Here is an 11564-nt window from a genome sequence, read left to right on the forward strand (position 1 = left end):
CTTTTATGACCGTATTAATAGTTACATTTAGCAATGACAATGAAAGCATTCCTTTAGTAATCAAAGAAATAGAAGCCAGGGGAGAAAAAGCATTTCGCTTTGATACAGATAGATATCCCACCGAAGTTAAGTTAGATATTTATTGCGGTGATACTGAACGGGTAATTATTACTGATGGCGAACAAAAGCTCGATTTGAGTGAGGTATCATCAGTTTGGTATCGGCGGATGCGTTACGGGCAGAAAATCCCCGACTCAATGGACAAGCGATACAGAGATGCGTCTATTCAGGAATGTCGCGTTACTGTCAGGGGTATGATTGCTAGCCTGCCAAGATTTCACTTTGATCAAATGACAAATGTAGACCGGGCTAATAATAAGCAACTACAGTTGAAAGTTGCCAAAGAAGTTGGACTTTTAACTCCCCGTACCTTAACTTCCAACAATCCGGAAGCTGTGAAGAAATTCGCTCAAGATTGTCCGCAAGGCATCATCACTAAAATGCTTTCTTCTTTCGCTATTTATGATGACCAAGGGCGAGAGAATGTTGTATTTACTACTCCAATTACAGATGACGATTTGGAGAATATGGAAGGACTGTGTTTTTGTCCGATGACGTTTCAAGAAAACATACCGAAGGCGCTGGAGTTGCGGACAACTATTGTCGGACACCACGTATTTACTGCCGCAGTGGACTCTCAAAGTTTGCAAGGGTCTACTTATGACTGGCGCAAAGAAGGGAAAAACTTAGCTAAGAATTGGCAGCCTTACAGCTTACCAGAAGATATTGAGAAAAAACTCCTCAAATTGATGGCTAATTTTGGCTTAAAGTACGGAGCAATTGATATCATTCTCACCCCTGACGGTCGCCATGTATTCCTAGAAGTTAACCCAGTCGGGGAATTTTTCTGGATGGAAATATATCCGCCATATTATCCTATTTCCCAGGCGATCGCCGAAATATTACTAACTCATAAAAGTTAGTCTAAACTCCAGTTGATATTACTTATTGATATTAATAAATGATTTTTAAATTATACGTATACATTTATATTTGGAGATTAAACACTTGTGATAAATCTAGCAAATACACAAACAGTTTTAACATTTGATGGGGTAGATGATTATATAGATTTTGGCAAAAACGATATTGGTGGTGTTTTTGCTCAAGGGAGTTCAAATTTTACAGTTTCAGGATGGATAAATCCTCATAAATTAACAGAAAAATCCACTAGCTATGGAACGCGGAATGTCTTTTTTGCTCGTTCTTCAGATCGATACAGTGATAATTTTGAATTCGGCATCAGTGAGACAGGGAGTTTAGATATCTTCATTGATGAAACCATTAGTAAGGGTATCAAAACTTTTGGTAATGGAGAATTAACTATAGGACAATGGCACTTTTTTGCCATTGTTTTTAATAGCGGTCAAATCACAGTATATCTTGATGATCATAAGTACAATGACTCTTTGAGGGGTTCATCTTTAAATAAAGCAACAAGCTCTATAACTTTAGGTGCAACCTTACACAAGCAAGTCTATTTTACAGGGCAATTAGCAAACATTAGCGTCTGGAATTATCCATGCACTCAGTCACAAATTCAAACCCATCATTGTGGATTAATTGTCGGGGATGAACCAGGATTAGTGGCTTACTGGAAATTAGATGAAGGGCAAGGAACAACAGTTAAAAATAAAGTAGGAAAATCCTATCAAGGAAATTTTCGGGGTAATCCTAGCTGGGATTTAGCACAAATTCCCTTTGCAGCGTCGCTATCTAGTAAAGATGAAATCCAATTTGAGATGGAAACTATTACCGAAGAGAATATTTCCAATTTAACTACAGATTTATTAGCAGCTACAGTACCGTTAGTTAGTAACCACGAAGACCAAACCACAGAAATTCAACAGCCAGAAATAAATAGCGAAGAATCAGAAATTATTGCAAACTTGAACAATCTCCAATCACAGGAAGAAGCAAACACAATCGAACAACCTGAAGCCCTTATAAATACCCAATCATTACAAACATTCATTCAGGCAGAATCGCCAGAAACCATGAATACAAAATCCCGTCCCAAATATAAAATACTTTCCATTGATGGAGGCGGTATTCGGGGCATTATTCCTGCATTACTCTTAGCAGAAATTGAACGACGGACACAAGAGCCTATATTTAGTTTATTTGATTTAATTGCTGGTACTTCAAGCGGCGGAATTTTAGCACTGGGACTAACTAAACCCCGATTAAATTCATCTGAAGAATTGCCATTATCTGAATACACTGCTGAAGACCTTGTACAATTATTTATTGAGTATGGAGTAGAAATATTTTATGAGCCATTATTTGAAAGACTACTTGGCCCGTTAGAAGATATATTTCTCCAGCCAAAATATCCTTCCACAAGCAAAGAAGAAATCTTAAGGCAATATTTGGGTAAAACTCCTCTAGCCAATAATCTTAAAGAAGTTTTTGTCACTAGTTACGATATCGAGCAGCGAATTCCGGTATTTTTTACAAACCAACTAGAAAAACAGCAAATAGAATCTAAGAATTTTCATAAATTGTGTGGTAATGTATCCCTCTTAGATGCCGCATTAGCTACTAGCGCTACCCCGACTTATTTTGCTCCTCATCGTATCGTCAGCCCCGAAAATAGTGCTATTGTTTATACTTTAATTGATGGGGGAGTATTTGCTAATAACCCAGCCCATTTAGCTATTTTAGAAGCGCAAATTAGTAGTAAACGCAAAGCCCAAACAGTCCTTAATCAAGAAGATATTTTAGTAGTTTCTTTAGGTACAGGTTCGCCAACAAGTGCTTATCCTTATAAAGAAGTCAAGAATTGGGGACTTTTACAATGGGGAAGACCACTTTTAAATATTGTGTTTGACGGTGGTAGCGGTGTGGTATCTGGAGAATTAGAACAGTTGTTTGAACCTAGCGATAAAGAAGCTAAAAGTTTTTATTATCGCTTTCAAACATTGTTAGATGCGGAGTTAGAAGCAATAGATAATACCAAACTACAAAATACTCGTCAGCTACAAGCTATAGCCCATCGACTGATTTCTGAAAAAAGTCAACAAATTGATGAACTTTGTGAGCTTTTGTTGGGCTAAATCAGGTTTCTTATATCTTGCACCAAACAACTGTCAATGTTATGTGCGGGAAGTAAGATTGTTAATTTCTTTTTTGAAGAAATTAGTCATGACTTTCTTAGTCATTTTTCACCTTATAAGGATCGTAGGTAAATACAATGGATGAACTAGTCAAAAAAATTGCTGCTTTAGGTCTTCCTGGGATAATTTTTGTAGTTGCAACTGCTACATCAGGGGGTAGTGTCGCCGCCGTTGTAACTTTACTCTCATCGTTGGGAGGGCCATTCGGCTTATTAGGAGGTTTAGGACTACTTGGTCTGGTAGGTATTCTAGGAGAATATATTGCGGAATTTGGAGTTGAAAACGTTCTCAAGCTCATTTATAAAGAACGTAGCAAAACTGAATCTGTAAGATTTCTGCTCAAAGAAATTAAAGAATTACCTATTACAGATGACTTAAAACTCAAACTCGAACATCATCTTGATTCAGTAGTTGTGACTGAGCTTGGAGAAGAACCCCTTGCGCCAAAAAACATCGAAATTGTTGATGAAGAACCAATAATTTAGTCTATTCGATGTAATTCTCATAACGGTTATTTTTAGGGATGTTAAAACATCTTTAATCTCTAAAAATAAAAGCTCCACCCACAAGGGGATAGAGTTTTGTCAGTGGTCAGTAGTCAGTGGCAAAGATATGTAAAAACCACGCCATGTGTGAGTTGGGGTGTTAGACCAGATCCTTTCAGCAACTGACAACTGACCCTCCGGGTTCGCCAGTTACTCATGGGGGAAACCCCCAAGACCGTACTGGCTCACAACTAACAACTGACACGCAAAGCGCAATAAAAATGGCCTCTGAGTTTGATCTAATTCTCAAAGGCCATTTTCAAATTACTAGTCTAATTAATAACGGCTGTATTTTTTAATATGCAAACTCCGTCTGTGCATCAACAAAAGGCAACAAATCCTCTTTCAGTCTTTACTCAATTTTGGGAAGATGTAAAAGTAGTAGCTCAACCTTATTGGTATCCTACAGAAGCAGAAGGAAGAGCATTTGTAGATGTCATTCGCTCATGGGGAATGCTGATTCTCCTAGTATCATTAATAGCTGGAGTTGTATGTTTAAATGCTGTAAATAGCTACTGGAATCGCTATGTACTGGATATTGTGATTGAACAGAGAGATATTGATAAATATAATAGTACTTTATGGCTATCTAGTCTCATTGTTATCACAATAGTAATTTTAGTAACTTCTTTGCGATATGTCAGAAAAAAAATTATCCTTGACTGGTATAAATGGTTAAATAGCCATATTTTAGAAAAATATTTAAGCAATCAAGCCTATTACAAAATCAATTTTAAATCTGATATAGATAATCCAGATCAGCGCCTATCCCAAGAAATAGAACCTATTACCAGTATTGCTTTGAGTTTTTCTACGACCTTTCTAGAAAAAGTTCTGGAAATGGGGAGTGCTTTGATAATTCTCTGGACTGTTTCCGCAGAAATCGCAATTTATTTAATTATTTACACCATCATAGGTAATTTAATAGCTGTTTATTTAAACCAATCACTCAATAAAATTAATCAAGAAGAAATACAGTTTAAAGCAGATTTTGCTTATTGCCTAACTCATGTTCGTAATCATGCGGAATCCATTGCTTTTTTTCAAGGAGAAGAGGAAGAATTAAATATAATTCAACGCCGATTTAATAATGTTATAAAAACTGCTGAACGCAGATTGAATTGGGAGAGGGGACAAGATGCTTTTGGAAGAGCATATCAATCTGCTATTGGTGTGTTTTCCATGTTTATTTTGACTCCTTTATTTATTCAAGATAAAATTGATTTTGGGGAAATTAACCAAGTTAGTTTTGCTTGCTTTATGTTCTCTAATTCTCTGGGAGAATTAATAGCTCAATTTGGCGCTTCAGGGCGATTTTCTAGCTATGTAAAGCGTTTTGCTGAGTTTTCAGATGCTTTGAGGGATGTTAGTAAGAAAACAGAGAATCTAGCTACTATTAAAGTTTTAGAAGAGAAACGCTTGGCTTTTGAGAATGTTACTTTAAAAACACCAAATCATGAGCAGGTAATTGTTGAAGATTTGTCGCTTACCGTCCAGCCTGGAGAGGGGTTATTAATTGTAGGGCCGAGTGGTAGGGGTAAAAGTTCCTTGTTAAGAGCGATCGCAGGTTTGTGGAACACAGGAACTGGTCGTTTAGTGCGTCCTCCTCTAAAAGACATTTTATTCTTACCCCAAAGACCTTACATCATTTTGGGTACTTTGCGTCAACAGTTACTCTATCCCCATACAGACCGGACAATGAGCGATCGCCAACTGGAAGAAATCTTACAACAAGTTAACTTACAACACTTGCTGACCCGCGTAAATAGTTTTGATACAGAAGTTCCTTGGGAAAATATATTGTCTTTAGGGGAACAACAACGTCTGGCTTTTGCGCGATTATTAATCACACATCCTAGTTTCACTATCTTAGATGAAGCGACGAGTGCTTTAGATTTAAATAACGAAGGTAACTTGTATCAGCAGCTACAAGCAACTAAAACAACTTTCATTAGTGTTGGACATAGAGAAAGCTTGTTTAATTATCATCAATGGGTATTAGAACTGTCGCAGGAATCTGGTTGGCAACTTGTGTCTATAGAAGATTATCGCTGGCAAAAGGGAATAAAAACAGCAGATATTTCTCCCAAAAATAACCTCCCGACAAAAAAAAGAAACGTCATTAGCAAGTTGTAAAATTATAGGACTTTCCCATGAGAAAAGGCTTAGTTTAGTAGGGTGTGTTCAGTATGAATAATTTTTGAGTATAGTTAGGTTCTATGGCACTGACGCACCCTACATTTTGGATATTTTTTATCTGGAAGTCCCCTATAGGACTAGCGCTTGACTTTTGCTTAAATTTTGAAATATAAGTCTGGTGGGCATTGCCCACCCTACAGATAATAAGAATTTTTTAGATAGAATTAGTGATGCTAGCTAGAAAGCACAAACAATTAATTACTTATGAATCAATTACGATTTATGAAAAAACTTATAGATTTCCTATTTTTAAAAATCCTCAATTAAAAAGAGTTCAAAAAAAAATTATCAAATGTCAAGAATTAATTCAAGTAGGTGGTAAATCTAATTCTTATTTTTGGGGAACAGTTAAGCGAAAACAGGAAGTTACTCAAAAAAAAGTTTTTGCGGAAGTTAAATTATTAATTAGTGAATATATTCAAATCATTGATTCTTTGGATAACTATAAAGATAGCTATCAAAGTTTTTTATTAAAATTCATAGATGACTGGAAAAGTTTATTTAATCAGAAATATATTGAAATTAAAAAGATTAACGACGAAAGAAACAAGCTAGAAATAAAACATAATGGTAATCCTCAAATTATTGAAAAATTAACACGGGAGAAACAAGAGAATTTAAAATCGATTTTATTGTTGAGTAAAACTAACCTTTTGATTTTAGAAAAGATAGAGTTGCTCAGTGAAGGTATTAAGCAACTAGCCGAAGACACGCACAATCAAAGGCAAGCTATTGAGCAAATAGTTAAGGATTTAGATGTATATCAAGAAGTTTATGAATATCAAATCAGAGCTACAAAAATTCGTCAAGAAATAGCGAAAATAGCTGAAACAGCAATGAATGTTGAAAATTCTCTAAAAGATTACTTTAATCCGTTTCAGTTTGTAATCGACGAGGTAGTCAAAATCGATGCGGATTTTTACGCAACTGTAGGAGAGATTCAACATTTAGCAACTAATGATTTAAATTATCAGCCAAATGTATTCACTATACAAGATAATCAGACTGTTTCCCATAATCTGCTCAACTTATTAGTTGCTAGTTATGAAAAGAAAGATAGACTAAATGAGGCTTTTTTAAAGTCGCAATTATTAGATTGGCAGCTTCAAGACTCGGATTTTATTCAAGATGATATAACTGCAAATCAAGCAATTTGTTTGATATCTAATTATATGTCTACTCAACTGGTTGCTCAAAAAAAAGTGCTGGGGATGGTAGAAACAGATGTTGTGTATTCCCATGCTAAAATTGCTTCTGAAGCAACAGCAGCAAATGAAGTAGATAATAATGATATTGATTGTCTCAGTGAGTTTAAAAGTAATAAAAAGATAGATTACAGCACACTGCAAAATCTCCTCGCACAGTATAAATGGCAAGATGCTGATATAGAAACTGCTAAATTAATGTTGCGAGTGATGGGTAAGAATTATTGGCATGAGGTTTATAAAGCAGATATTCTCACTTTTTCTTGTCAAGAATTACATAAAATTGATCAACTTTGGCAACAATATAGTCACGGCTATTTTGGCTTTAGTGTTCAGCAAAGTATTTGGGAAGAAATAGGTGGACAAATAGATTACGAAACGGAAAAGAAACTTGGCGATCGCCTGGGTTGGAGAAAAGAGGGAAACTGGTTAAATTACGACCAAATAACTTTTAAATTATCACCAAATACACCGATAGGACATCTACCAGTCAAATGGTTACATTATGACGGAGATATTTTTGATATCTGCCCAAATTCATCGGCGGAACCCATGTCAATGGGGGCTTGGCGAGTCGGTTCTTGGCTAGTATGGCAGATGCACTTATTTTTTACCCGTGTCAAAATTTGTCGTGAAAACTTTCCCATAGTTTAGTTCTCAAGATGATTGCATATATGACGATCGCCTTTTTCCACGGCTGTGTTAGTTTGCAAATAATCTTTGACTAGATTGCAACCATAAGTTAGGGCATCTAGACTGAGAATCTGGGGCAGATTCCACAGAATTAGGGTGTTGTCATCACCTCCAGAAGCGAGAATTGTGCCATCCCGGCTGATCGCAATTTTCCTAATGGCTGCTGTATGTCCGGTGAGAGTTGTTAGTTCTGTACCATCCATTTTCCACAGCTTGACGGTAGCATCCACACTACCAGAGGCTAGTATTTTGCCGTCGGGACTAAATGCTACTCCCCAAATCGCGGCTGTGTGACCCGTAAATGTTCTCAAAAGCTTGCCATCAATAGTCCACAGCTTAACTGTATTATCGCCACTGCCAGTGGCTACCATTTTATTATCGGGACTGAAGGCCACACTCCAAACTACCGAAGAGTGTCCAGCAAGGGTTGTCAGTAACTTACCATCGAGAGTCCATAACTTAACTGTACTATCACCACTAGCTGAAGCCACAATTTTACTATTAGGACTGAAAGCAACCTGCCAAACTTCAGCTTCATGACCTTTGAGAACCTGGGATGTAGGCTGATTACGCCGCCAAATTTGAGCAATCTTGTGAACATTAGCGATCGCGATCGCTTGACCATCGGGACTCAAAACTGCGGCTGTAATTTTGCCTTGAGTATTTTTGTAACTCGCCACATCAGAACCATCTGGTTTTTTGAGTAAAACTGTCTCATTATAAGTGGGAAGGGCAACTAACCTGCCATCTGCACTAAAAGAAATGGCGATAATTCCCCCCTTCTCTTGGGTGAAAGTCTTCACCAATCCGCCTTGGCGACTCCAAAGTCTAGCAGTATTATCATGGCTGGCTGTGCCAACGGTAGAACTATCTGATGTAATTGCTATCGACCAAATGCCCGCGCTATGGGCAATGACACTCTTTTGCATGGGATTTTGACTTTGCCAGAGTCTGATAACGTTTTCAGCACCCGCAGAAGCGATAAAACTGCCATCTGGACTAAAAGTAATACCCCAAACAGATGCGCTATGTCCTCTCAGTGTCCTCAGTTCTGTACCATCAATGTTCCACAGTTTCATGGTTTTGTCCAGACTGGCAGAGGCGATCGTTTGACCATCAGGACTAAAGGCGACTCCGGCAATCCCAGCCGTTTGTTTGAGAGTTTTATCAAGGCGGTAACTGCCATCTACGGGATCTCGCCGCCAGAGTTTGATAGTTTTATCTTCACTGCTGGAAGCAAGCGTCTGTCCATCAGGACTGAAAGCTACTCCTACAACCCAAGCTGTATGACCTTTGAGGGGTTGTAGGGTTTTGGCTTTCTGCCACCCATAACCCTGTCTTTGCCAGAGTTTTACTGTCCCGTCCAGATTAGCAGCCGCCACGGTTTGACCATCTGGACTAAATGCAACTCCCCAAAATGCCTCTGTGTATTCTTGAAAAGTGTTGAGTAAAGTACCATCCCGTTTCCACAGTCTCACCGTTGTGTCCCAACTAGCAGAGGCGAGAAATTGACCATCTGGACTAAAGGCTACTCCCCAGACCGAAGCAGTATGACCTTTAAAAGTCTTCAGCAAAGTGCCATTGAGTTTCCAAAGTTTAATAGTACCATCCTCACTCGCTGAAGCCACCGTCTGACCATCAGGACTAAATTTAACTGATCTCACGGCTCCTTGATGACCTTTGAGCGTGGCAATTTTGGTTCCATCTCGTCGCCAAAGTTTGATGGTTCTATCTATACTAGCCGAAGCAATCAGAGAACTATCGGGACTAATATCTACTGCCATCACGGCTGCCGTGTGTCCCCAAAAACGATTATACTCATCTGCACCATAGACTGCTTGCCGTAGTAAATTGTTGGCTTGATTTGTAATATCTGCGTTGGGGTTTTCTAGTTTTTTTAGCCGATCTTTGGCTTTAATTGCTTCTATGAGTGCATCTAACCTGCGATGTGAGGCAAACATTCCCTCAGAAGAAGATATTAACGCTCGAATTTCGCTGTTTTTGGCTTGAACTTCGCTGTTTTTAGCTTGGCGGTACAAAATGTAGATTCCCATAGCCAAACTGCTAGAGAGCAGAAACTTAACGCACATAGCTATCAACAGCAATCTTTGTAATTTAGCAGTTTTTTTCTCTTGCACTAGTCGCGCTTCTACTTCTTTGACTCGTGCTGCTTCTAAGGCTGTTTGGATTTCGCGCTGTTCATATTCTTGGCTAGCCGCGAGGAAACGATAATCCAAATCGCTCAGACTTTTGCCCTGGGACCAGTCTTGAGCGTCTTTTAGCGCCTGTCCCCGCAGTAAACGAGACTCATCTTGATAACCAGAGGCTACCCAAACGTTGAAGATTTGTGAGTAAGGGCGGAGATTATCTAACTGTCTGATTACCCATTCATGATGGAAAACATACCGATAAATGGGATTTTTAATTTTGAGATAGCCTTGCTGTTTCTCAACTAAACCAGATAATAATAGTTCTTTTTGTTCTTGACTATCATCGATTTCCACAGGTAAATGACCGGACTCAGCTTGCAGCATTTGTTGATAAATCCCTAACAACCTGCCGGCGCGTTTTTCGTTGAACAGGAGGCGATCGCGAATGGTGCGTAGGTGTTCTGGTTCGTCTTTAGCTTCCCAATATTGAATAATCTGCTTTTGTACCAGTTGTTCTACCCAATACCCGGCTGTGGCTGGAGGTAAATCAATTTTGCGGTTTGGTGTGTTCCATGCAGTCTGCACCACTAACTGACAAAGTTTTTGGGTTAGGAATGGTTGTCCGCTCGTCCAATCAATAATCTTCTGTAATACTGCTTGGGGTTGACTAATTACTTCTTCTAACCCTTTGAGTAATGGTGTTGCTTCATCGAGTGTAAAACCATACAACTGAATTGCTGTGCCAATGTTAAAGGGTGTACGACGCTTATCAGTAATCAGTTCAGATGGACTCACTACTCCGAACACTGCAAATCCTAAACGTTGAAATTTGGGGTCATGGGCCCTTTGGTTGTAACAATGACGAATCCAGGCAAAAAAGTCACTAACCGAAAAATTTAAGCTCAACAAACTATCAATCTCATCAATAAAAATAAATATACGCCCACTTTGATTGTGCGGCAGTAGCACCTCTTCTACAAATTGATTTAACTTCTGTATGGGGGAAAGACCTGACTGCATCTTCCACCATTGCTGAAAATTGACTTTTTCAGACAAATTTAAGCTGTAAAAAATACTGATAATAATCCCTTTGTACCATTGTTCAGTTGTTGTATCCTCACTACCCAAGCGTGTCACATCTATATAAATACAAATATGGCCTTCTTTTGTCAGATGGTTGCTTGTGCGATGTAGTAGAGATGATTTCCCCATTTGGCGAGAATTTAAGACATAACAAAAATCACCAGCTTTGAGGCTGGCGTAGAGTTGTTTGTCCGCCTGACGGATAACATAATTAGGATCATCACTAGGGAGACTACCACCAACCTGATATTTCATGTTACTTTAGGCAGCTTGAACAGAAGAGAGTTTATGATTTTTATCATTACTTCTTAGAGGTTGTTTGAAAAGTGATTGGCTGTGATTTTAAGCACTCGTTGATCCCCCCCCAACCCCCCTTAAAAAGGGGGGAAATGAATCAAAGTCCCCCTTTTTAAGGGGGATTTAGGGGGATCTAAAATGTTTTGCTACCAAGCATAGGACTTTTCAAACATCCTCTTATATAGGCATCAAATTTGATTGTTGAAAATATTT

The 11564-nt window shown here is 38.4% G+C and carries 6 protein-coding genes; 5 read left to right on the plus strand and 1 reads right to left on the minus strand.

The features are described from left to right. Positions 1-5 precede the first annotated feature (5 nt). From ACM5QX_RS16520 to ACM5QX_RS16540, 5 genes are all read left to right on the plus strand, one after another. Positions 6-983: an MvdD family ATP-grasp ribosomal peptide maturase gene (locus tag ACM5QX_RS16520; protein WP_414754491.1), complete on the plus strand. Its 978-nt coding sequence runs from the start codon at positions 6-8 to the stop codon at positions 981-983. An 87-nt stretch (positions 984-1070) separates the two neighbouring features. Continuing rightward, positions 1071-3119: a patatin-like phospholipase family protein gene (locus ACM5QX_RS16525; protein WP_414754492.1), complete on the plus strand. Its 2049-nt coding sequence runs from the start codon at positions 1071-1073 to the stop codon at positions 3117-3119. 137 nt (positions 3120-3256) lie between these two features. Continuing rightward, positions 3257-3664, plus strand: coding sequence for a hypothetical protein (locus ACM5QX_RS16530; protein ID WP_414754493.1), 408 nt, complete (start codon positions 3257-3259; stop codon positions 3662-3664). Positions 3665-4024: 360 nt separating this feature from the next. Beyond that, the gene (locus ACM5QX_RS16535) at positions 4025-5860 is read left to right on the plus strand and encodes an ABC transporter ATP-binding protein/permease (RefSeq protein WP_414754494.1); all 1836 of its coding nucleotides are present in this window, start codon (positions 4025-4027) and stop codon (positions 5858-5860) included. 233 nt (positions 5861-6093) lie between these two features. Continuing rightward, positions 6094-7782: a GUN4 domain-containing protein gene (locus ACM5QX_RS16540; protein WP_414754495.1), complete on the plus strand. Its 1689-nt coding sequence runs from the start codon at positions 6094-6096 to the stop codon at positions 7780-7782. Here ACM5QX_RS16540 and ACM5QX_RS16545 read toward each other — a convergent pair. Continuing rightward, a complete protein-coding gene (locus ACM5QX_RS16545; RefSeq protein WP_414754496.1) occupies positions 7779-11309 on the minus strand; it encodes an AAA-like domain-containing protein in 3531 nt (1176 codons plus the stop codon). The two genes, ACM5QX_RS16540 and ACM5QX_RS16545, sit on opposite strands and share 4 nt — an antisense overlap. Positions 11310-11564 lie beyond the last annotated feature (255 nt).

It is taken from the genome of Anabaena sp. CCY 9910 (assembly GCF_963920875.1).
Lineage (GTDB): Bacteria > Cyanobacteriota > Cyanobacteriia > Cyanobacteriales > Nostocaceae > Trichormus > Trichormus variabilis.

Coding starts and splice junctions, on each gene's coding strand:
- ACM5QX_RS16520 (WP_414754491.1), top strand. CDS start 6: ATGACCGTATTAATAGTTACATTTAGCAATGACAATGAAAGCATTCCT.
- ACM5QX_RS16530 (WP_414754493.1), top strand. CDS start 3,257: ATGGATGAACTAGTCAAAAAAATTGCTGCTTTAGGTCTTCCTGGGATA.
- ACM5QX_RS16540 (WP_414754495.1), top strand. CDS start 6,094: ATGCTAGCTAGAAAGCACAAACAATTAATTACTTATGAATCAATTACG.
- ACM5QX_RS16535 (WP_414754494.1), top strand. CDS start 4,025: ATGCAAACTCCGTCTGTGCATCAACAAAAGGCAACAAATCCTCTTTCA.
- ACM5QX_RS16545 (WP_414754496.1), bottom strand. CDS start 11,309: ATGAAATATCAGGTTGGTGGTAGTCTCCCTAGTGATGATCCTAATTAT.